General features: G+C 48.8%; 20 protein-coding genes. 5 read left to right on the forward strand and 15 right to left on the reverse strand.

Translation table 11 applies throughout. The annotated features are described in order from the left end of the window. Positions 1 to 21 precede the first annotated feature (21 nt). Positions 22 to 768 carry a hypothetical protein gene (locus AWQ21_RS07400; protein ID WP_065713980.1) on the reverse strand — a complete coding sequence of 249 codons (747 nt, stop codon included), beginning with the start codon at positions 766 to 768 and terminating at the stop codon, positions 22 to 24. A gap of 146 nt (positions 769 to 914) precedes the next feature. Here AWQ21_RS07400 and AWQ21_RS07405 point away from each other — a divergent pair, with 146 nt between their 5' ends. After that, entirely contained in the window at positions 915 to 1,577 is a 663-nt protein-coding gene (locus tag AWQ21_RS07405) for a Crp/Fnr family transcriptional regulator (RefSeq protein WP_065713981.1), read from the forward strand. A gap of 24 nt (positions 1,578 to 1,601) precedes the next feature. Here AWQ21_RS07405 and opcA read toward each other — a convergent pair whose 3' ends face one another. The 4 genes from opcA to AWQ21_RS07425 all read right to left on the reverse strand — a co-directional run bounded on the left by opcA (position 1,602) and on the right by AWQ21_RS07425 (position 7,649). Continuing rightward, positions 1,602 to 2,936: a glucose-6-phosphate dehydrogenase assembly protein OpcA gene (gene opcA / locus AWQ21_RS07410; protein ID WP_065713982.1), complete on the reverse strand. Its 1,335-nt coding sequence runs from the start codon at positions 2,934 to 2,936 to the stop codon at positions 1,602 to 1,604. Between the two features lie 109 nt (positions 2,937 to 3,045). Continuing rightward, positions 3,046 to 4,575, reverse strand: coding sequence for a glucose-6-phosphate dehydrogenase (gene zwf, locus AWQ21_RS07415; RefSeq protein ID WP_065713983.1), 1,530 nt, complete (start codon positions 4,573 to 4,575; stop codon positions 3,046 to 3,048). 109 nt (positions 4,576 to 4,684) lie between these two features. Beyond that, positions 4,685 to 5,830 carry a transaldolase gene (gene tal / locus AWQ21_RS07420; protein ID WP_065713984.1) on the reverse strand — a complete coding sequence of 382 codons (1,146 nt, stop codon included), beginning with the start codon at positions 5,828 to 5,830 and terminating at the stop codon, positions 4,685 to 4,687. Positions 5,831 to 6,266: 436 nt separating this feature from the next. After that, positions 6,267 to 7,649: an efflux RND transporter periplasmic adaptor subunit gene (locus AWQ21_RS07425; RefSeq protein WP_065713985.1), complete on the reverse strand. Its 1,383-nt coding sequence runs from the start codon at positions 7,647 to 7,649 to the stop codon at positions 6,267 to 6,269. 176 nt (positions 7,650 to 7,825) lie between these two features. Here AWQ21_RS07425 and AWQ21_RS07430 point away from each other — a divergent pair, with 176 nt between their 5' ends. Further along, positions 7,826 to 8,452 carry a DedA family protein gene (locus tag AWQ21_RS07430; protein WP_065713986.1) on the forward strand — a complete coding sequence of 209 codons (627 nt, stop codon included), beginning with the start codon at positions 7,826 to 7,828 and terminating at the stop codon, positions 8,450 to 8,452. Positions 8,453 to 8,535: 83 nt separating this feature from the next. After that, on the forward strand, positions 8,536 to 9,123 hold the full coding sequence (locus AWQ21_RS07435) for a hypothetical protein (protein WP_157094715.1): 588 nt from the start codon (positions 8,536 to 8,538) through the stop codon (positions 9,121 to 9,123). Here AWQ21_RS07435 and arsS read toward each other — a convergent pair. Together arsS and AWQ21_RS07445 are read right to left on the reverse strand one after the other, a co-directional pair. Then, positions 9,120 to 10,118 (reverse strand): arsenosugar biosynthesis radical SAM (seleno)protein ArsS, encoded by a 999-nt coding sequence (arsS, locus tag AWQ21_RS07440; protein WP_065713988.1) that lies wholly within the window; start codon positions 10,116 to 10,118, stop codon positions 9,120 to 9,122. The two genes, AWQ21_RS07435 and arsS, sit on opposite strands and share 4 nt — an antisense overlap. Before the next feature lie 40 nt (positions 10,119 to 10,158). Further along, the gene (locus tag AWQ21_RS07445; RefSeq protein ID WP_065713989.1) at positions 10,159 to 11,346 is read right to left on the reverse strand and encodes a methyltransferase domain-containing protein; all 1,188 of its coding nucleotides are present in this window, start codon (positions 11,344 to 11,346) and stop codon (positions 10,159 to 10,161) included. A gap of 200 nt (positions 11,347 to 11,546) precedes the next feature. Here AWQ21_RS07445 and ribD point away from each other — a divergent pair, with 200 nt between their 5' ends. Both ribD and AWQ21_RS07455 read left to right on the forward strand, forming a co-directional pair. Beyond that, complete coding sequence (gene ribD, locus AWQ21_RS07450; RefSeq protein WP_065713990.1) at positions 11,547 to 12,656, forward strand: bifunctional diaminohydroxyphosphoribosylaminopyrimidine deaminase/5-amino-6-(5-phosphoribosylamino)uracil reductase RibD; 1,110 nt, start codon at positions 11,547 to 11,549, stop codon at positions 12,654 to 12,656. A 30-nt stretch (positions 12,657 to 12,686) separates the two neighbouring features. Further along, positions 12,687 to 14,234: a P-loop ATPase, Sll1717 family gene (locus tag AWQ21_RS07455; RefSeq protein ID WP_157094716.1), complete on the forward strand. Its 1,548-nt coding sequence runs from the start codon at positions 12,687 to 12,689 to the stop codon at positions 14,232 to 14,234. 178 nt (positions 14,235 to 14,412) lie between these two features. On the opposite strand, the gene AWQ21_RS07460 is transcribed toward AWQ21_RS07455, so the two are convergent. From AWQ21_RS07460 to AWQ21_RS07495, 8 genes are all read right to left on the reverse strand, one after another. Continuing rightward, complete coding sequence (locus AWQ21_RS07460) at positions 14,413 to 14,760, reverse strand: DUF86 domain-containing protein (RefSeq protein ID WP_065713992.1); 348 nt, start codon at positions 14,758 to 14,760, stop codon at positions 14,413 to 14,415. Beyond that, positions 14,750 to 15,100 (reverse strand): nucleotidyltransferase family protein, encoded by a 351-nt coding sequence (locus AWQ21_RS07465; protein ID WP_232314904.1) that lies wholly within the window; start codon positions 15,098 to 15,100, stop codon positions 14,750 to 14,752. Before AWQ21_RS07465 ends, AWQ21_RS07460 begins: the two co-directional genes overlap by 11 nt. Before the next feature lie 33 nt (positions 15,101 to 15,133). Then, positions 15,134 to 17,959 carry an excinuclease ABC subunit UvrA gene (gene uvrA, locus AWQ21_RS07470; RefSeq protein ID WP_065713994.1) on the reverse strand — a complete coding sequence of 942 codons (2,826 nt, stop codon included), beginning with the start codon at positions 17,957 to 17,959 and terminating at the stop codon, positions 15,134 to 15,136. 201 nt (positions 17,960 to 18,160) lie between these two features. Further along, positions 18,161 to 18,757: a fasciclin domain-containing protein gene (locus tag AWQ21_RS07475; protein WP_065713995.1), complete on the reverse strand. Its 597-nt coding sequence runs from the start codon at positions 18,755 to 18,757 to the stop codon at positions 18,161 to 18,163. A 240-nt stretch (positions 18,758 to 18,997) separates the two neighbouring features. Beyond that, positions 18,998 to 19,348, reverse strand: coding sequence for a hypothetical protein (locus AWQ21_RS07480; RefSeq protein ID WP_065713996.1), 351 nt, complete (start codon positions 19,346 to 19,348; stop codon positions 18,998 to 19,000). A 196-nt stretch (positions 19,349 to 19,544) separates the two neighbouring features. Continuing rightward, positions 19,545 to 20,024: a hypothetical protein gene (locus tag AWQ21_RS07485; RefSeq protein ID WP_065713997.1), complete on the reverse strand. Its 480-nt coding sequence runs from the start codon at positions 20,022 to 20,024 to the stop codon at positions 19,545 to 19,547. Positions 20,025 to 20,131: 107 nt separating this feature from the next. Further along, entirely contained in the window at positions 20,132 to 21,319 is a 1,188-nt protein-coding gene (locus tag AWQ21_RS07490; RefSeq protein WP_232314906.1) for a CapA family protein, read from the reverse strand. A 165-nt stretch (positions 21,320 to 21,484) separates the two neighbouring features. Beyond that, positions 21,485 to 21,952 (reverse strand): hypothetical protein, encoded by a 468-nt coding sequence (locus AWQ21_RS07495; RefSeq protein ID WP_065713998.1) that lies wholly within the window; start codon positions 21,950 to 21,952, stop codon positions 21,485 to 21,487. Between the last annotated feature and the right edge of the window lie 43 nt (positions 21,953 to 21,995).

Below are 21,995 nucleotides of genomic sequence, written 5' to 3' on the forward strand. Positions count from 1 at the left end.
ACTGTCTTTGAGCTTTATCAATTAATTTTCTAATTGTGGAAGATAGCAGGCTAAAAATTGAGCGAGATAGGTAAACCACTGCCAATAATGACGGCCTTGGGTGGGATTTTCACGGAGAAAATAAAATAGGGGGCAATGGCGTTGTACTTCCCAGAGATTTTGTTCGAGGACAGCAAACAGGTGGGGTTTCGGTCGGTTTTCGAAACTCCCTAAGGCGCAATGGGCGATCGCCTCTAGGAGGGCTTGCTCCCAGGTTGGTAAAATAGCGTTTTCAAAATTCCATTGGAGCGTATCAGGGGCGTAGTCAGCGGCGAGGTTGCTGAGGTCTTGGAATCGCTGCTGCAGGTAATGACAAGAGAATAAAAGATCTGGGGACAGCTTTGGAGCAGTCAGGTTTTCTGGCCGTAACAATAGTCGATCTAGCCAGCGGCCAATCTCCGTTGGCACCAAGAAAAATTCTAACCAACCCTGGGGAGTGGCGATCGCCTCATAGGTAAATGCTGTTGTTGCAGTCTGGTGCTTGGGATCGGGTTGTGGCGTTGGGGCAGTGAGCCGTGTGAGATAGGCCTGGGCAATGGCCTGGGGAGACTGGTGGGTGTGGGCCGCTAATTTTAAGGCGATCGCCGAACGAAAGCCGATGCCTTGCCGTTGAAAACAAAGCTGGAGCGGAATTTCACTGGCCTTGGGAAAATCTCCCGCCTGGGCGAGGTGTGCCCGAAGATCGTTGGTTAAATTGCCAGCCTGGGTTATGACTGGAATGGACAACATCGCAACTTGCCTGGGTTAGGGGGATCTTCTAGGATAATAAAGCTTTCCGCAGCTTTTGTTGGTCTTGATTACCCCGAAAACCAATCCGAGATTAGCTCGCGCATATTCACTATTTTTGTGTATTTTTGTGTCTCTATAAAGAAGTAATGTCTCAGTTCTTTGCCGTTGATGAAATTAAGCCCCAATCGCCTTTAATCACAGAGTTTTTGCAAGAATGGGCGATCGCCCACTGTCGGAGTCGAACTTTTTTCCAAGAAGAGACCATCCCCACCCGGCCCGGTTTACTTTACTTTGTGACGAAAGGGTTTGTGCGCCTTGAAAGTCGTCTGCGGCATTTTCAGCCGTCCCTTTCCCTCGATGGACAGCCGGTGATTTTGGCGTTTATTGGAGCCGATCAACCCATTGATATCTACCGCAGTCCAATGATCTCGCTCCAGGCGATCGCCCAAGTGGATCAAACAGAAGTCTTTTGGCTCTACTGGGAAGATCTCGATCAGTGGCCCACCCTAAAAAACAACGTCTTACAAGCGCTCCGGCACCAACAGCAAAACCAACGCCTAGAACAAACCCTGCTGTGCCAAGGCAAAACCATTGATCGACTGTGGCTGTACCTGGAAATGTTGGGGCGCACCTATGGCAAACCTTCCCCTGAGGGAGTAATGATTCCGTTTCCCCTCACCAGCAAGCACTTATCTGAGGTGCTGGGGGCGACCCAGGTGACGGTCAATCGGCTCCTCAAACAACTCATGCAAGCAGACAAAATTCAACTCACCCAGGCGGATCGATTTCAGGTTCGCCTTGGCCACTGAAGACAAAAATTGCAAGATTAAAGGTTAAAGGGCGAGGATTTTACGCACCTGTTCCATGGTTTCGTTGTAGAGTACATCTTTGCCCCAGCGCTGGAGCTGTTGCCCTAGGAGATGCTCTGTTGCTTGATCGGCCAAGGGAGTGACCTGTTCAATGCGGCAGGCTTGGGCACCCCCCCCCGATTCCATGTGCATACAGCCAGAGGTTTCTGAGCAAATTACGGTACAACAATCGGCATCGAGGTTGCTGGAAGTGAGTTTGAGGCTCACGAGATCGCCGACTATATCTCCCACATCGGCCATGGGCAATCCAACAACTTCCGCTGTGATTGTTTTATTTTGGCGATCGCCAAAGCGAATGCGGTGAATTTCATAATCCCCTGATTCCCGTTCGATGTCCGTCGGATCCCAGCCGAGGCGACTAGCGAGCCAGCCCAAAAACAAAATCGCTTGGGTGGCGTTACCCTTTTCGTAGTTAAGATTCACATGGTCTATATCCCAGATGGCGGCCCGTCGTTCTGGGGGGTCAAAGGCAGCGGCGGTTAACTCTTGCCAGGCCGCCAGACGACTCCAATTGAGATCAGCAGTATTGATTCCCTGCTGCAACAGTTCGCACACAACCTTGAGATCCGCTTCAGAATCCCGGAAGCCGCTAGAGTCGAGGATGAGGGTATCCGCTTCTGCCATCAACCGCTGAAAGAGGCCATAGTTGCTGTCTGGTACTGCTTTCCACCAGATGAATTTTGGTAAATCCCGTACCATTAAAGCCGTAATTAAGCCCCCAATGCGCTCTAGGGCCGCTGCTGTGCCACTTAAGGTAATGTACTCGCAACAAACGAGGGTACTGCCGCCTCGCTTATTAATCGGACAATAGGCGGAAACCTGGGCCGAAACCCCTTCATCTTCGCCGGTGGTGGGACAGAGGGTGATAATTCGACAGGGATTAGCGGCGGCGATCGCATCGGCCACCCCAGAACTACTCAGATCGGCCGAATAGGTCAATGGTTGACAGCCTTGATCCTGTCTTTGACATTCCCAGGTCTCCCGGAGCTTTGTGAGTAATTCCGGTGAAATCTTGCCTGTTTCCTCAAAACCATAGGCCTTTTGGGCGGCACGAATCGCTGCCACCGTCCGCGAACCGGCAATTCCATCGATGGGCCCCGAATAAAATCCCAAACTCGCTAACAATGCCTGGGAATCGTCCGGCTCATAGACTAAAAAACTAAAGGTTGTAGCCCGGGTGGCACTCATGCCCTCATCGGAGCGGTAATTTTGCCAGAGTTGCGACAGTTCCGCTTCAATCTCCTCAATCGAGACATCCTTCGGAGCTTGCAAAGAAACAAGGGGTGCTGAAATAGTCATAATTTTTCCAGAGATTGATTTAGAGAGTTTTTTGCGAAAAGAGTTAAGCAATCAAAAATAAACAAACACTGAGACCTGATATCTGTTTCCTAAAATTGGAAATTTGCCTCTACAGCCTGCGCCAACGGCGACCATCCCGATTAATCAAAAATTCCGCTTCCGTCGGTTCCCAAGTGCCGGCCTCATACTGGGGCACATTGCTGGGATCCGCTGGCCCATCCCACGCGGCTAAAGCTGGTGTAACCACGCGCCAAGCCTCTTCCACTTCATCGGCCCGGGTAAAGAGGGTTTGGTCGCCGACCATACAATCTAAAAGCAGTCGGGTGTAAGCATCCTGGGTGGCCATGGCAAAGGATGTTCCATAGCTAAAATCCATATCTACGCTGCGGGTTCTAATATCTGCACCGGGCATCTTGGCCTCAAAGCGTAGGGAGATCCCTTCATTCGGTTGAATCCGCAGGGCAAGGGTATTGGGGTTCGCCTGTTTTGCCGCTGATGGGAAGATCGCCAGGGGCACCTGCTTAAATTGAATCGCAATTTCTGAAACTTTCTTGGGCAAACGTTTCCCGGTGCGCAGATAGAAAGGCACACCCTGCCAACGCCAGTTATCCACCATAAATTTCATCGCGACGTAGGTGGGAGTCGTTGATTCGGGGTTGACGCCGGGTTCTTCCCGGTAGCCCGGTACAGGTTTCCCCTTCATCCAGCCTGCTTTGTACTGACCCCGGATGGCGGATTTGTCGAGGTTATGGATATCGGCGAGGTGGGTGGCCTGTAATACTTTGGTTTTTTCGCTGCGAATACTGTCGGCATTCAGGGCATTGGGGGCTTCCATGGCGGTTAAACAGAACAGTTGCATCAGGTGATTTTGCAACATATCCCGCAGGGCACCAGAAGTTTCATAATAGCCAGCGCGGTCTTCTACGCCTACCGTTTCGGCGACGGTAATTTGCACGTGGTCAACGTAATGGCGATTCCAGAGGGGTTCAAAGATGGCGTTCGCAAAGCGGAACACTAATAGGTTTTGGACGGTTTCTTTGCCGAGGTAGTGGTCGATGCGGTAAACCTGTTCTTCACGACAGACATTTTTGACGACGTTATTTAAAACTTGGGCAGAACTGAGATCTTTGCCGAAGGGTTTTTCGATCACGAGGCGATGCTTGAGGGGATCGTTGAGCATCCCAGCGGCGCCAAGGTTTTTAATGCCGGGGGGGAAAAATTTCGGGGAGACGGCGAGGTAAAAGACACGATTGCCCCTAGTACCTCGTTTTTGATCGAGTTCGTCTAAGAGGGTTTTAAGTTTTTGGTAACTGTCGGGGTCGTCCATATTGCCGGAACAGTAATAGAGCCCTTCGGCAAAGTTGTTCCAGAGGTCTTCGCTACCAATGCCGTCAGAAAATTCCTCAATGCCCTGGCGCATTTGTTCGCGGAAGTAGTCGTGGCTCCAGTCCCGCCGGGCGACACCGACGATGGTAATTTCTGGCGGTAATAAATTGTCTTTTTTGAGGGCGTAGAGGGAAGGAACGAGTTTACGCTGGGTGAGATCGCCGGATGCGCCAAAAATGACAATGATCAGGGGGTCTGGGGTGCGTTCTTGGCGGAGTCCGGCTCTGAGGGGATTTTCTTGTAAGGCAACCATAGGGCTGGGTTTGAAGGAGCAATGGGTAGAGAAATAGAGTAATCAGAAGGGGATTTTGACATCCCCCTAAAATCCCCTTTCGCAGGGGGACAGGTTTCGGCAACAGGGGCTAGACAGTGGCCAGTTGTTTAACTTTGGTTTCGAGGGAGTCCATGAGGGATTCAAAGGGTTTGATGAATTTTTCGATCCCTTCTTCGAGGAGTTCGGCCATGACAGCGTCAAGATCGATCGCCACGTCTTCGTCACCAAGGGCGGCAATGATTTGTTTGGCTTGGGCGACATTGGCGGTGATGCGGTTGGCAGGATCGCAATGGTCGGCACAGGCTTCGATGGTATCGGGAGGCAGGGTGTTGACAGTATCGGCTCCGACGAGTTCATCGACATACATCACATCGCTATAGTCGGGATTTTTTGTACCAGTGCTGGCCCAGAGGAGCCGTTGGGGTTTAGCGCCTTTGGCGGCGAGGGCTTGCCAACGGTCGCTGCTAAAGATTTCGAGGTAATGTTGATAGGCAATTTTCGCGTTGGCGATCGCCACTTTTCCTTTGAGGCCGATCAGCTTACTGGCCACATCTTCACTGACTCCGGATTTGATTTTGGCATCGAGTTGATTGTCGATGTTGACGTCAATGCGGCTGAGGAAAAAGCTGGCAACGGAGGCAATGTTGCTGATATCTTCCCCGGCGGCGGCGCGTTTTTCTAATCCTTCGATGTAGGCCCAAGCGGTGTCGATATAGGCCTGTACGGAGAAGAGTAGGGTGACGTTTACGTTAATGCCCTCGGTGATCGCCTGGGTGACGGCGGGCAACCCTTCAGGGGTACCGGGAATTTTGATCATCACGTTGGGGCGACCAATTTCCTTGAAATAGCGCCGGGCTTCTTTGATCGTGCTTTCGGTATCTTTGGCGATGTTGGGGGGGACTTCGATGCTCACGTAGCCATCGAGGGCATCGGTCTTTTCGTAGACCCCAGCAAAAATATCGCAGGCGTTGCCGATATCCTCAAACACGATGGATTCGTAGATTTCGAGGGTGGATTTTCCGGCCGCAATGCCCTGTTTGATCGCTTCGTCGTAAATTTCGTTGCCGGCGATCGCCTTTTCAAAAATCGCTGGGTTAGAGGTAATCCCATGGATCCCCCGACTGTCGATCAATTGTGTCAATTCCCCAGAGGTGATTAAATCCCGACTGAGGTTATCCATCCAGATACTTTGACCATAGTCTTCAATCTCAATAATCGGGTTTGCGGTAGCCATAGGTCATTACTCCTTTTGTGTGCGGCGATCGCCCCCAGGCTGTGGGTATTAATGTTTCGATACAGTGAATGGGGGCACTACTCTCAACTTACAAGATCTTTTTAAAAGTGGCCGGGGATTGTTGAGGAAGTTTTCACTTTTTGAAAAAATCTTGACCTGATTTGTGAGGATTACCTCACCTCAAGGGCCAGGGTCTGGATTGCTGGGACGAAAGAATTATTTTAAAGGCTGTTTTTAAACAGGTTAACTTCTCCCTAAAGCGTTGCTTCGCTTGGGGTTGTGACAACAGAAAAGCGTTTTTGGGGTGACGATCTCCCCTAACCCTTGGCATTTATTAAACAAACATAAAATTACGTCTTAAGTGAAAATTTTTCTTTAGGAAAAAGCATTAAAACTTAAGATTTCACCGCCTTGATTTTCGCTAGCTAAAAAAGGTCTACTGAAAGGGTTGAATTTCGATGGCGTCTCCATCTTTAAGATAAGGTGCGCCCTTGACCACCAGGCGATCGCCCGGTTGCAACCCCCCTAAAACTTCAATCTGATCATTGTCTAAAAGCTCCCCAAGCTCGACGGTGACGGCGGTGACAGTGTTGTCATCATTCACCCGGAAAACCGTTGCCTGCTCGCCATCCTGGGGAACTACGGCTTCTGTCGGTACACCGATCCCCTGGGCCTGAGCCAGAATAATATTGCCCCGCAAAAACATCCCCGGCTTGAGAGCTGTCCCTGGGGGCAAACTAATTTTCAAGGTCGCCTGGCGGGATTGTCGGTCAACGGTGGGGACAATCTCTTGGATCTGTCCTGTGAGTTGAAGGTTGGGATCGCGATCGCTGGTAATTGCGACGGTTTGACCGATTTCAACCTGACTAAGCTGGGTTTCGGGAATGTTTGCTTCGAGTTCCAATTGCCCTGCTTCTAAAAGATTGAATAGCGGTTCATTGGCAGAACTGAGATCGCCAAGTTGGGCAAACTTTTCGAGGATTTTACCGGAGCGCGGTGCTCGGACTTGGGTCTCCCGCAACCGGGTGGTCACTAGGCTGACCTGGGCCTGGGCCTGTTGCAGTTGGGCTTCGGCCTGGGCCAGGGTTTCGAGGCGGGGGCCACGGCGCAATTCCTGGAGGCGTTGTTCGGCTTCCCGTAATGTGGCTTGACTTTGACTGACGCTGGCAGCCGCGCCATCACGACGGGTGCGGGTTTCATCGAGGGTATCGGCGGCGATCGCCCCGGCTTCAAATAATTCTTGGTTCCGTTTTAGGCGTTGTTCGCTTAGTTTGAGATCCGCTTGGCTTCGACCGAGGGCGGCCCTGGCTTGGTTCACCTGCTCCTGGGCGCGGGCAATTTCTTCGGAGCGGGCTCCGGCTCTGAGTTCAGCGAGGCGGGCCTGGGCTTGGGCCACCTGGGCTTGGGCCTGGCGCAGTTCTGCCTGGAGGGTGGCGTTGTCCAGTTGGGCGAGGAGTTGACCGGCTTGGACATTGTCCCCTTCGTCCACCAGGAGGTTGGTGATCTGGAGACCCGAACGGGCTGCCGTAATCGCCACAATCTCGGCGGGGGTAACGGTGCCCACAATGGCCATGGTTTTGGCGATCGCCTGGGGTTCGAGGGTCAAGGTCGTGACAGCTCGCCCAGGGGCTTGATTGGGATTCGTCGTTGGGGCGGATGACGTTTCTTCGGCCTGGGGAGTAGAAAATTGGCCCCCCACATAGGTGGCGATCGCCCCGATCAAGATCCCGACCACTAAACCAAGCCAGGGTAGCCGCTTCGGTTGACGGGCGATCGCTGGATTATCAGTCGGATCAGGTTTCGGGGCAAGTTGGGTCACGGTGGAATGTTTGTAATATTGCTTAATAATTATCTTAAAAAATTTTGGGCTGATTTGGTGGCTTTCCCTAGAAGTCCCTAGCAACTAGGCTGATCACCCACCCCGAAAGTGACGACCGCCGCCCCCGTCAGCCAGAAACGAATGTCAAAATATAAACATTGTCTTAAATTCTCCCCATGACCCTTGAGTTGATTTCCCTAGAAACCCTGCAAACCCTCGTCACAGAATATGGCTACTGGTCTGTTTTTATCGGTATTGGCCTGGAAAATATGGGCATCCCTCTCCCCGGAGAAGCGTTGACCTTGCTGGGGGGCTTTTTTGCGGGGAGCGGCGAGTTGCAATACCGTTGGGTTTTGGGCGGGGCGATCGCCGGATCATTTATCGGCAATAACATCGGCTACCTGGTGGGGAAATGGGGTGGGCTGCCGCTGCTGCAAAAAGTGGCCCATGTCTTCAAAATTAGTGACGAAAAGCTCGCCGAAACCAAACAAAAGTTTTTAGAAAATGCCCCTAAAGCCGTTTTTGTTGGTCGATTTATCACCTTTTTTCGGATTTTTGCGGCCCCCTTCGCGGGCATTGTCGGGATGGCATGGCCGGTCTTTCTGCTGTGCAATCTAGCTGGGGCGATCGCCTGGGGAACAGTGACGGTGACACTTCCTTATTTTCTCGGACGCATTATGCCCCTGGCGGATGTGTTGCGGTTCATGGCGAAATTTGGCCTCATTGTCTTTGCCCTTGTGGCGGCCTGGATTATTATTCCCCTGTGGTTGGAATATCGTCCCCACAACCAACCAGAAAAATAAGCCGCCTTAAGATTTTTAAGTTTCCTCGCCTTCCCCACAGGGCCGCGATATAACCGGATTAGCCAGCGGAGATATTGCGCACCATGTCAGGTAAAAATAGCGTTTCTCTTTTATCCATAATCGGCCTCATGCTGCTGGGTTTGCTTTCCTTGGGGATTGGGGCTATTTATTTAATCGGCCGGCTATCTGCGTGGACACGACCCGTCACCCTCAAGTCTCCGGTAGAATCCGCTCCCCTTGTTTCTAGACCAGCAACAGCCTCCCTCTGGATACCGACAGAAATCGAAGTAATTACAGGCGATCGCCTCAAGGCAACCATCAACAATCAAACGGTTTTAATCAAACTGGCCTGCATTGAAATGAAACCCGAAGCCCAGGCTCAAAAACAGGCAGCAGATCGCGTCCGGGCGCTAATCACTCTGGGTGAACCCGAGTTCTATGTGCAATGGCTAGGGACAACTCCAGATGGGGATCGATTAGCGGAATTTTGGGTGTCCCAACACGGATCAGAACCCCGATTAGTGCAATTTATCCTAGCTGGTGCGGGTATTGCTGTTTTTCGTCCAGAGCCTGGAACGACCTGTCCCAGTGCCGCGTTCATCCAAGCAGCCCAACGCCACGGAGAAGGACGGCTCAAGTCACCGCCAACGATTCAACTGCCAGCTTTCTAGCTCAAAGCACCACCACAACTCGAACCGCTCCCCGCTGTGCAACCATAGCAATAGGGCTTCGTTGCCACCGTTTTAATGGCATCCAAAGAGTTGGCCTCTAGGAGATGCTGCACTGTAACAGGCTGACCGTCGGGAGTGCGAGCAGGGAGATTTTCCATCTGGTTAAAATCACAATCAAAAATATTGCCTTGGTAATCCACAGAAAGCTGATTCCGACACATAAGGTTTGGCACCGTTTTCCCGTTGTGATGTGCCGCTAAAAAGCTGAGATAGGGTTCATAAAGCTCGTGGGCCTGGAGATAATTTTTAACCCGGCCAATGGGCAAATTCGTGATCGTAAACAGGTGATTAAACTGAATTTGAAAATGATTTTCCAAATAAGCTTTGTAATCCTGTTCTAGGGCCGCCTGATTGGGGGTAAGGGAAAAGTCCTGGTTCCGGGGCACGGGCGGATTGTAAACCAAATCCAAAACTAGGGCTGGATCCCGACCGTAGCCCAGGGCATGTAATCGTTGTAGGGCCGCAATGGAATCTTGATATACCCCCGTACCCCGTTGGCGATCGACATTATCTTCCAAATAACAGGGTAGGGAAGCCACCACGCGCACCTGATTTTCCGCAAAATATCTGGGTAAGTCCTCATACCCAGGCACGAAAAAAATTGTGAGGTTTGAGCGCACAATGACATCTTTTCCCGTTTCCCGTGCTGCGGCCACCAGTTGCCGGAATCCGTAATGCATTTCCGGTGCTCCCCCAGTGAGATCCACCGTTTGAATTTGGGGAAAGGTGCGAATCACTTGGATTAATTGGGCACAAATTTCCGGGCTGAGTTCCTCGGTGCGCTTCGGGCCAGCCTCGACATGGCAATGGGTGCAGGCGAGGTTACATTTTTTACCGAGGTTAATTTGGAGGGTACTGATGGGAGTTTTGCTGAGGGGCTGACCCAAGGTTTTCTGAAAAGCGGGGATGGCGGTTTGGGTAGGGGTTTGAACCATGGTGATTGGGAGAACAGAACAAGGATGAGTTTTAAGCAATTTAGCAACAACTGTCGGGGCTGCAACAGGCGGAGTCTACGGTTAGTTGGGTCAGGTTATAATCTGCGCCTTTGGTCTCTTGGGGATCACGGCGGGCCTCTGGAGGACAGTTGAATGGAGCAGCGGCTTCCGAGGAAATTCCTTGGTAGGGGGCAACGGCGATAAATTGCCCAGCATAGGGGCCGTCGGGATTGGTTAGGCGTTGAAAGGTTTGATCACTAACGGCCATTCTTTCTCCCCGAAAATAGGTGTGGCCCGCGTCGTCTTGGATCTGCTGCCAGGGGCCTTTATAAATAACTGCTTGGTGCCGTTCGCGACCAATGCCCACTTTGCCTTTGTAGGCCCGGACAGTCAAGGAGCGAAATTCGATGCCATCAATGGTTTGCCAGGGTTCAGCAGCGTAACTCAAGATTTCCACCCCATAAAAACCAGCATCCACAAACATTTGCAAAAATTCGGCTTCGAGGAAAGCGCCAGCAATGCAACCACTCCATAGCTCTGGATCATTGAGGATTTTTTCGGTGGGTGTCTCGTCACAAACAATGTCCGAGATAACGGCGCGGCCACCTTGTTTGAGTACCCGGTGGATTTCTTGGAACAGTTGTTGTTTATCGCTGGGTTTGACGAGGTTCAGAACACAGTTGGAAATCACCAGATCAATGCTCTCGTCGGCAATCAAAGGGGACTCTGCCCGGAGGCGATCGCCTTCTGTTTCATAGCGGGCGATATCTTCTAGGGTGGTAATGGGATTAGCCTGGAGCCAAGCCTGGAGCGGATCGAGGGGGAGTTTGAGGTCTTGGATTTTCCCTTTGACAAATTCGGTATTGTGGAAGCCAATTTTGGTGGCGATCGCCCCTTGATATTTACGGGCGAGATTTAACATCACATCATTAAAATCAATGCCAATCACCTTCCCTGTCGGCCCCACTTTTTGGGCGACCATGTAGCAATTCTTGCCAGCCCCCGAACCGAGATCCAAGACGACATCCCCTGGTTTTGCATAGCGAGTCGGATCACCACAACCGTAATCCTTTGTCAAAATTTCATCGGGAATCACATCCAGATAATGGACATCCTGGTATTCCGTCGGACAACACAGGCTGGGTTCATGGGTCTCGGCTCCCGCTTGGTAGCGACTGAGAACCGCATTCTCCACATCGTAGGTCGGTGTAATACTTTGTTCGGGCATTGGTGAGTTTAAACCCCAGATCAGCGCGTATGTGTTGATCATGATATCGATGATTTATGAAAATCACCTGAGTCAATGGCGCAAATACGGCCAAATCAACTGAATTTCCTCACCATCAGTTAACCTTTGCCCCTATGTCTGCCCTTCGGTTCTTGCCTACAATGGGAAAGAATTTTTAAGTTTAAATGTTGCCTTCACCCATGACCTCAAACGCTGCCCCCGTTGGAACTGACTTTGATCGTGCCATGATGCAACGCTGTATTACGTTAGCAAAGCAGGCAGCCGGAAAAACCGCCCCCAACCCGATGGTGGGAGCTGTGGTCGTTCAAGATCAAAAAATTATTGGCGAAGGATTTCATCCGGGGGCAGGTCAACCCCATGCAGAGGTGTTTGCTCTCCGGGAGGCAGGGGCAGCCGCTAAAGGAGCAACGCTCTATGTCAGCCTAGAACCCTGTAATCACCACGGCAGAACACCCCCCTGTAGTCAGGCTGTGGTCAAAGCGGGTGTTGCCAAAGTGGTGGTGGGCATGATCGATCCGAATCCTTTGGTGGCAGGGGGCGGTTTAAAAACCCTTACAGATGCGGGTATTGAGGTCGTAACGGGTGTTGAAGAGGCCGCTTGTCGTGCGTTAAATGCAGGCTTCATTTGGCGGATGGTGCATCAACGTCCTTTCGGAATTTTGAAATATGCCATGACCCTCGATGGGAAAATTGCCACAACCACGGGCCACAGTGCTTGGATCACCCACCAGGAAACTCGTAATCGAGTCTATGATCTTCGTTCTCAGTGTGATGCCGTGGTTGTCGGGGGAAATACGGTACGCTTGGATGATCCCTATTTAACGACTCACGGGACTACTGACCATAATCCTTTGCGTGTTGTTGTGAGCCAGACTTTAACCCTGCCCCGCGATCGCCATTTGTGGGATGTGGCCGCTGCGCCGACGGTGGTTTTAACCCAGGCCACAGCAAACCCAGAGATGCAGGATTTCCTCCGGCAACGAGGAGTGGAAGTGGTGCACCTTGATCCGGTAGCCCCTGAGGGCGTGATGCAATATCTCTACGACCGGGGTTGTTTGCAGGTGTTGTGGGAATGTGGCGGTACCCTCGCGGCGGCGGCGATCGCCTCTGGCAGTGTCCAAAAGGTAATGGCTTTTATCGCGCCGAAAATTATTGGTGGCCAAGGAGCACCGACCCCCGTGGGAAATTTAGGTTTAACGCTCATGGACGAGGCGATCGCCCTCGAAAATGTCAAGCTTCAATCCATCGGCCATGATTTTTTAATCGAAGGTCAATTATCCACTATATAGATTTTTATTGTTTGCTTAAATGAGGTTAATTTGGTAACAATATTAAATATTTCTTTAGGTGATTTTTCAGCAGAAAATGACTTGAACCTCAGCGAATATTTTGTTGAAGACACCCCAGCTTATAGAGCTTCAGAAGACATAAATGATGATCGGTACATATTGTTGGGGCGTACTGGTTCAGGTAAATCCGCAATATTATCACACATCAACAGCAAATTTAGAGATAATAGTAATTATATCTGTGCTTTTATTCGACCAGAAAAAAGCTATCTAGAAGCCATTATCCAAACAGATGAATTCTTTGAATTGAAAACAATAAAAGGGCTTGAAAAAATACTTTTTAAGCTGATATGGCAATATGTAATTATGATTGAGGTTCTCCGAGAAAAATATGGACATAATGGTCCAGCAAGAAAACTTAAATTATTGATTGGGAATGATCTAAAAGCTTATAAATTTCTAAATAAAGTCAATCAATTATCTAGAGAAAATCAAACGTTAGCTGACGTAATAATTAATTTATTGAAGGAAATAAAAATTCAAATAAAGGATATTTCAGTTTCCGCAGGGAAAGACGCAAGATCGTCTTCTTACGAAGTTACTCATGGGCTCATTAAAGAGACCGAAAGTTTTCATAAAAATGGATTTTGGGATGTGGTTGGTGGAGCAAAATTGTATCTTCTATTCGATGATTTAGATCTTGGATGGAATCCTGAAGATGAAAATCAACAACTACTTCTTGGTAGTTTGTTCATGGTTATGAAAGACTATGTTTATCGAGAAAGAGTAAAACCATTGATTGCATTGAGAACAAATATTCTTGAGGGGTTAGATTTACCTCAAAGAGAAAAATTTGACAACAATATACTACGAATCTCGTGGACTAAACCCAAGCTTGAAACCATGCTTCTACTACGTTTTATTAGATACTCTACTACTCGAAAAATAGAAGGCATGAGTGACATCTTTGATTTAAGCTCTCAAGAAAATATAAATTCTCCTGTTGATTACATGATCAAAAGAACCCTCTATCGACCACGAGATTTATTAGCCTTTTGTATGCATGCGATCGAAGAAACAAGCAAAATTGGTTGTGGCAAGATTACAATTAAAAATGTTGTTGATGCCGAATCTCAATATTCCTTGAATAGAACACAGGCACTTGCAGATGAGTGGAAGTATCTATATCCTGATTTGGATTCTCTCGTTAAGCTTTTAATAAAAATTGCAAAAAACACTGGAAACCTTGAATATATTTCTCCGAAAAAACTTAAAGAAATTTTAATCGAGGCAAAAGAGAGAATTTTAACTACGCCTGAGCCTAATCGTTTTTATGAAAATATTAAGTGGCTAGGTTCATATTTTCCTGACGACAATAGTCCTGGTGAAATTGTTAATAGATTATTTAAGTTAGGCATTATTGGGTATAAGCAACTTTCAGATAGCAGATATATTTTTTCGTATGAATTAGATAAACTACCAGACATCAATGAAAGTACATATTTTACTTTTCATCCAATGTTTGAAAAACTATCTACAAGTGAACTAGCATTTGGAGACAGAAATCCTTGGGAATAATATGGAGTCAGTCATTATTATTATGGGATTTAGATGTTGAATACTAGGTTCTAGAATTGCAGCAATACAGCGTTTTCCAGTCTAATGAGTCGTCAATGGGTGATCATTGGTTTACTTTAGATAATCTTAAGAGTATTGAAATGATACTTTTTTCAATTAAGCTATTGTCAAGATTAATCTACGAAATATCGTCGTTTTCAAGCATAAGTTGAACGCAAGTTTGGAGAGAATTTAATTTTGTTGTCATAATGCTCCAAACGATTTTGGTATTCACACGAAAATATGTATGGGCAATAATATCCCTCAAGCCGGCAACCTTCCTCCATTCAATTTGTGGATATTGCTCACGTAGAGAATCGGGAATCTGTTTTGTTGCTTCGCCAATAATTTGCAAATTGTGGGCGATCGCATCAAGGGTATGACTGTCTTCACAAAGCTCTTCATAGGTTAAATTCTCAGCATAATTTTGAATTTTTGTAATGCTCTTGAGAATATCGGTGAGATAGAGACGAAGACTACGGGACATAAATCACTTGTTTAAGGATATTTTCTCTGATTTGGGGTTTGAGATCTTCTTTGATGACAAGATCTACTTTGCGGTTAAATAGTTCCTCAAGAAAAAATTTCAAATCCATGTAAATATCAAATGTGAGTTCAGTATCAAACTCTACTAAAAAATCTAAATCACTATCGATAGTCGCTTCATCACGGGCAGTAGAACCAAATAGAGCGAGAGACTTTACCCCAAATTTTTCAAGCTGATTATGGTATTTTGCAAGGCTCGAAAGGACAAAACTTTGCTTAAGTATTTCGGGCTTCATAAAATTACCTACTGACAGCGACAAATTTTTTCTTGTAATTGTCATTATTCTACTAAACACTTTGGCGATCGCCGTTTATTATTTCTTCGTTAATAGCGGTTTGAGGAATTTACCTGTGTAGGATTCTTTGACCTTAATCAAATCTTCAGGTGTGCCCGTTGCAATAATCTCTCCGCCGCGATCGCCACCCTCTGGCCCTAGATCGATTAGCCAATCACTACAGCGAATCACATCCAAATTATGCTCAATGACGAGGACAGAATTTCCTTTGTCAACAAGCCGTTGCAACACATTTAATAGATGATGCACATCATAGAAAGACAGTCCTGTGGTCGGTTCGTCAATCAAATAAAGGGTTTTGCCCGTCGCCCGTCGCGACAGTTCCGAAGCCAGTTTTACCCGTTGTGCTTCCCCACCGGAGAGGGTTGGTGCCGGTTGCCCCAAGCGAATATAACCCAAGCCCACATCAACCAGGGTTTGTAGTCGATTTGCCGCCGTTGTGATATTTTCAAACACGCCCAACGCCTCTTCCACCGTCATATTCAACACATCCGAAATGGAATAACCCTTAAATTTCACCTGAAGGGTTTCGCGGTTGTATCTTGCCCCCTTGCACACCTCACATTGCACATAAACATCCGGCAAGAAATTCATCTCAATCACATTCACCCCTTGACCACTGCACGCCTCGCAACGTCCCCCTTTTACGTTGAAGGAAAATCGCCCTTTTTTGTAACCTCTCGTTTTCGCTTCCACCGTTTCGGCAAATAGATTCCGAATGGGGTCAAAAATTCCGGTGTATGTGGCGGGATTCGAGCGGGGGGTTCTACCAATTGGCGATTGATCAATGACGATCACTTTATCAATGGACTTTAACCCTTTGACACCGCCCAACTCCTTTGGAAAAGGCACATTCCGATTCAGGCTATGTTGCAACGCCGGATAAAGCAATTCATTCATCAGGGTGGATTTGCCGGAACCGGACACCCCAGTCACGGACACCAATTTTCCGAGGGGAATTTCTACGGTGATATTTTTGAGGTTATTTTTGGTGCAATTTTCAAGGCGTAATCTGCCGCCGTTGCCTTCCCGTCGCTCTGGGGGCGTTTCGATGGTACGTCTGCCGGAGAGATAAGCACTGGTGAGGGATTGTTTATTTTTGAGAAATTTGTCAAAGCTGCCCTGAAAGACGATTTCACCGCCATGCACCCCTGCTTTTGGCCCAATATCAACGATGTGATCGGCGGTGCGAATGGTGTCCTCGTCATGTTCTACGACGATCAGTGTATTGCCGAGGTCACGCAATTTTTCTAGGGTTTGCAACAATCGCTCATTATCTCGCTGGTGTAGCCCGATGCTGGGTTCGTCGAGTACGTATAAAACCCCTGTTAAGCCGGCACCGATCTGGGTGGCAAGGCGAATGCGCTGGGCTTCTCCCCCTGAGAGGGTCATAGCGGCACGGTCGAGGGTCAGGTAATCTAAGCCGACATCGAGCAAAAAATTTAATCTGGCGCGAATTTCTTTTAGGGCTAATTCGCCGATCAGTTTTTGGCGATCGCTTAACTCTAGATTTTCCACCCGTTCGAGGCAGTCCCGAATGGCAACGCTGGTCAATTCATCGATATTATATTGTCCTAAACGCACCGACAAAGCTTCGGGTTTAAGTCGTTTTCCTTGACAGACTTCGCAGGGTTGATTAATTAAATATTTTTCAAGTTTATCTTTAATGGCATCGGAATTTGTGTCTTCATAATTGCGTTCTAATAGTTTTAAAATGCCGGAATAATGGCGATAGTAACCTTTGCCACCCCCATAGCGGGATTCTTCCTCAAACCAAATGGGTTCTTCTGTGCCGTGGAGTAAAATTTTTTGGTGTTCTTTACTGAGTTTTTCCCACGGAGTTTGGATCTCAAAACCAAAGTTTTGTCCGAGGTTATATAACAACGATAAATAGTAGGTATTTTCCTTTTCTGACCAAGGGGCGATCGCCGCATAGAGGGGTTGTTTCGGATCGGGAATCACGAGATCAGGGGAAAAACGCCGATGACTGCCTAACCCATGACAGGCGGGACAAGCGCCATAGGGGGAGTTAAAGGAAAACAAACGGGGGGATAATTCTTCCATCACCGCACCATGTTCGGGGCAGGCGAAATTTTCGGAAAAAATAATTTGTTCACCCGTCTCAATTAAATCGACGATCGCCGTCCCTTCAGAATGCTTTAAACAGGTGCTTAAAGAATCCACTAATCGCTCTTGAATGCCCTCTTTTTTCACCAATCGATCCACCACAATTTCGATGGTGTGATAGTGATTTTTATTGAGGGAAATATTGTCACTGAGTTCGCGGGTTTCGCCATTAATTCTCACCCGTGCAAACCCTTCGGCGGCAATACTAGAAAGGGTCTTTTTGTGGGTTCCCTTTTGGTGCCGCACAATGGGGGAAAGTAACTGAAATTTGGTGCGCTCCGGCAATGCCAACACCCGATCACACATCTCATCGATGGTCTGGGGCGCAATCGGGCGATCGCAGTGGGGACAGTGGGGTTCACCCGCCCGCCCGAAGAGTAACCGCAGATAATCGGCAATTTCCGTGACGGTTCCCACCGTGGAACGGGGGTTATGGGAAGTGGATTTTTGGTCAATGGAGATCGCCGGACTCAGCCCTTCAATGGCATCCACATCGGGTTTATCCAACTGCCCTAAAAACTGCCGTGCGTAAGCACTGAGGGATTCTACATAACGGCGCTGTCCCTCCGCAAAAATCGTGTCAAACGCCAAGGACGACTTCCCCGAACCGGACACCCCCGTAAACACAATCAACTGGTTACGCGGCAAATCGAGATCCACATTTTTTAAGTTGTGCTGTCTTGCGCCACGGATGCGGATTTGGTCGGATTTGCTCATGGGGGCGATCGCCATTATCGAGGAAAAGTGCTTAAACATTATAGATAGACCTGTCGAGAATTTCAGAGCCCTGCCCTGGTCAGATCCTTAACCGCTAAGCCACAGCAATTTGCATCAAACAATAAAAAACCACAGCCCGATGCCGTGGTTTCGCAGATAACCAAAATCGTTATAGTGTTAAATCACTTTACTGAAATCAACCTAGAGATTTTCACTGGGTGTTTCTGTGGCGGCCAACAACTCAGGGGGCAAAATCACAGCATCGATCACATGGACAACGCCATTACTGGCAGGGATATCGGCCATCACAACATTCGCATTGTTGACTTTCACGCCATCATCGAGGGAGATCATCACATCACTACCTTCAACGGTGGTTACAGCCCCAGCACTGAGATCGCTAGACATGACATTACCGCTGACCACATGGTAGGTCAAAATCTGGGTGAGGAGATCTTTGTTCTCCGGAAGTAAAAGGCTTTCGAGCACACCATCGGGAAGGGCGGCAAAGGCATCATTGGTGGGGGCAAAAACGGTGAAAGGGCCTTCACCAGAAAGGGTCTCGACGAGGTCAGCCGCAGAAACTGCTGCCACGAGGGTCGAAAAAGCATCGTTGCTAGCAGCAATGTCCACAATGGTCGGTGCTGTCATTGCCGCCGCGGGTGCGGGCGCTTCAGCTTCGGTCATGGGTTTGGTTTTGTCACCGTAGCTACCATAGTCCCCTGCTTGGGCAACGGTACTGAAGCCAAGGGTGCTACCAAGGGCCAGACTGAGGGCGAGGGTTTTTGTAAAACGCATAGATACTTCCTGTATGTGAGCGAACAGTAAAAATGTTTCTTTTTGTGGTGTTTTGTAAAGCAAACTTTACAATCTTCCTCACTGTAGCAAGTATTTTTTGTTTTGGCAGGAATTGTCTGGAAAGGTCTATTTATTGGGAAATGATGGAACTTTCTTGGGTGAACAACGGTCTAGGAATAGTTATTTTCAGAATTTGTTGGCGATACCACAGGCCATAAAGATTAGAGCAGGCTTGACTTTTTAAGAGAGAACGCGTAGAGGATAAATCGTCCACATTTGCCCCGTAACCGTGGGGAGATGAATTTTAAAATTACGGCCATCGGTTACCAGTTTGGTCACAACTGCAAAGAGATCATTTATGAAAGGAGAAACATGGCGGAGGCGATCGCAACCATTTTGTACCAGCTTTAAACACCAGTGGCGCAACACATCGTACAAGACTTCTAAGCTAATGTAGATGGCGACTTTCTGGAGTTGACTAAGGTTGAGGGTCAGGGGCGAAAGGCAATAAAGCCAACATAGGAAACCAAATACAGCGAAGGTAAGGGCGAGTTTGAGGGAGTGATGACGGAAAAAAGTAGTAATAATCATCGGACTGGCCTGCTCTGTTGTGGTACTGCTTGATAGTTGCCACGCCCCAGAACAAATGCAGTATTTGGTTACCCACAGCAAAAGCCCCCTAACAGACTGGTCGTGTTAGGGAAAAGATTGCGCTTATGGGTCAGGTCTCAGTCAAGGCGATGATGTGCTTTGTGCCATCACACCACCACCTTGGCGATCGCCTTTTTTAGAAAGAGAAGATGGAGCTTTGGTTTTGAAAGCTGTTTTGGAAACTGCTGTTGTTGACGCTGTTGCCGAAGCCAATTCCCGCGCCTGTTTGGCTTGCACCCACCTGGGAGATACTGGCATTATTGCCGAATCCAAAGGCACCAGATTGTTGTTGAGTGCTGGACTGTCCTAAATTGTTGTTGACATTGTTGAAGAAGCCATCGGCAACGGCGGTTTGGGAGCCAATAATTGTGGACTGGGCGCCGTTGTCACCACCACTAAAGAAACCGCTCTGGTTTTGGAAATTCGATTGGCCCATGCTGTTAGAGGTGGAGTTACCCACACCGACGGCGGCACTGGTCTGTTCAGAAATCATGGTGCTGCTAGAAACATTATCAGCTTTAGCGGGTTGGGCGAGGCTGAGAACACCGAGGGCGAGGAGAGCACCAGCGGTAGCCAGCTTGAGGGATTGGGGACGGGAGAAAGCGAAAGTAGTCATTTGTTTTACCTGGTTGGCTTGATTGTGTGTTGCCAGGTGATAGTGACCAGAAATTTTGCTTATGCAGTTTTGAGCGCAACTTTTTTGCAATTCCCTACTATCAAAGGCTACAGGGTTTTCGGTAAAAGCTGACCATCTGCTTGAATCGTTAAAGGCGTCTCCGGAAAGTCCCGTTGGGTCAATTGTTGCATCCGCTTAATCGCCGTTCCCGTAGCATCGTAAAACGGAAATCCTTGGCCGTTGAGGCGCACAGGATGGAGTTTTCCCTTCAAAAAACGCCCCTCACTACTCATCGAAACCTCTAAAACAACGCTTTCGGCAAGGGTACTGGCCACCGACAGAGCACCATCGGCAACGAAATTACCGAGGGAATAGGCGATCAAACGACCTTGGTAAAGTTCCACAGCCCGGAGTACATGGGGGCCATGGCCAACGATTAGATCGGCTCCGGCATCAATCAGCGTCCGGGAAAATTTATGGAGGTCGCCACGGTTCTCGCCAAAAAACCATTCGGTACCAGGCCGGACGCGATTTGCCCCAGTACCCTCGGCACCAGCATGGACAGAGATCACGATAATGTCGGCTTTGGCGTCGGCTTCCTTGACCAGGGCGACGGCGGCATTCAGGTCTTGAACCGTGTTGTGATACTGGTAGGTACTAAAACCGATGAGGGCAACGGTAAGGTCTTTGTGTTGGTGGTAATGGATTTGATTTTTAACGCCAATGGGAGCAATGCCAGTGTCCGTGAGGGTCGCTTGGGTATCTTGAAAGCCTGTTGGGCCGTAGTCGAAGGTGTGGTTGTTGGCGATGCTGAGGGCTTGGAACCCGGCATCCTTGAGGAGATTGACGTAGCTGGGCGCTGTCCGAAAAGCAAAGACATTGGGCCGACTAATATCTTTGGCGGCGTAGGGATGATTGGTGAGGGTGGTTTCTAGGTTGCCGATGAGGAGGTCACTCCAACCGAGCTGGCCTTCGACTCCGGCGAACATTTGCATTTTTTGTTCGACTTGGGGGGTTTTCGAGTAACGAGTCCCTGGGGCCATATCTCCAACGGCCTTGAGGGTGATCACAGTCGTTTTTGTTTGAGGCGCAGGAAGCGTTGCCTTGGCCGCATCGGTGGTGATCGTGGTGAGGGTGCTGTTGCTGATGACGACGGAAGTGCTGCTAAAAGAAACTTGTTGTCGTTGATAATGACGGAACCCCAGAATGCCAAGGGAAGCGATGATCGTCAGGCCACCTAAACCCCAGGGCAACCAACGGCGCAGGGATGCAGGAGATAAAGGAAACTGTGCCATAGCAACGGACGCAAAAGTACCGCTTTATCGTACTGGATTTTTGGCGCTTCAATGTTTAGGAGACACAGAAAATAAATCATCGGTGGCGATCGCCTTTTTATCGCCTTTTCCTCGCCCGCCTGTCGTCTTTTTATTAACAAACTTTTGGGGCAGTTAAAAATGCCTTTACCAACGGGTGTCGAGGTAGATATTTTGGTCGTTGTGGTAGGTGGGGCGTTGCCAAGGATTGCGCTGCCAATAGGTGTTGAATTGGGGTGATGGAGCCGCCTCATTTTTCCAGGGCTGTTGCCAGTAGGGCTCATATTGCCAAGGGCGACTCTTTTTACTTTTGAAAGTATTGCTAAAAGAATAGGTATGACGGCTACTCGGCTGGCGGTAGTGGGCTGGTTTCCAATGGCGATCGCCCTGCCGTCGATAATTGCTAGACCCAGGATAATCACCATAGTAGGGAGAGCGGGAATAGTAGGCATGGCCGTTGATAAAAGTGTTGGGGCCAAAGGTCTGGATACTATACTGATTCCCCCGACCATCCTGGCAGGTGGTATAAAAATCGCTAATCCGGAGACAAGTTCCCTGGGCGGCGACGGGGATCGCCAGCCAGGAAATTCCCAAGGCCAAAATTAAAGCTTTCATTTAGTTGATGCAGAGCGCTGAAACTTGCTTTCAGTATAGCCAA

Source organism: Picosynechococcus sp. PCC 7003 (assembly GCF_001693255.1).
Taxonomy (GTDB): Bacteria; Cyanobacteriota; Cyanobacteriia; order Cyanobacteriales; family MRBY01; genus MRBY01.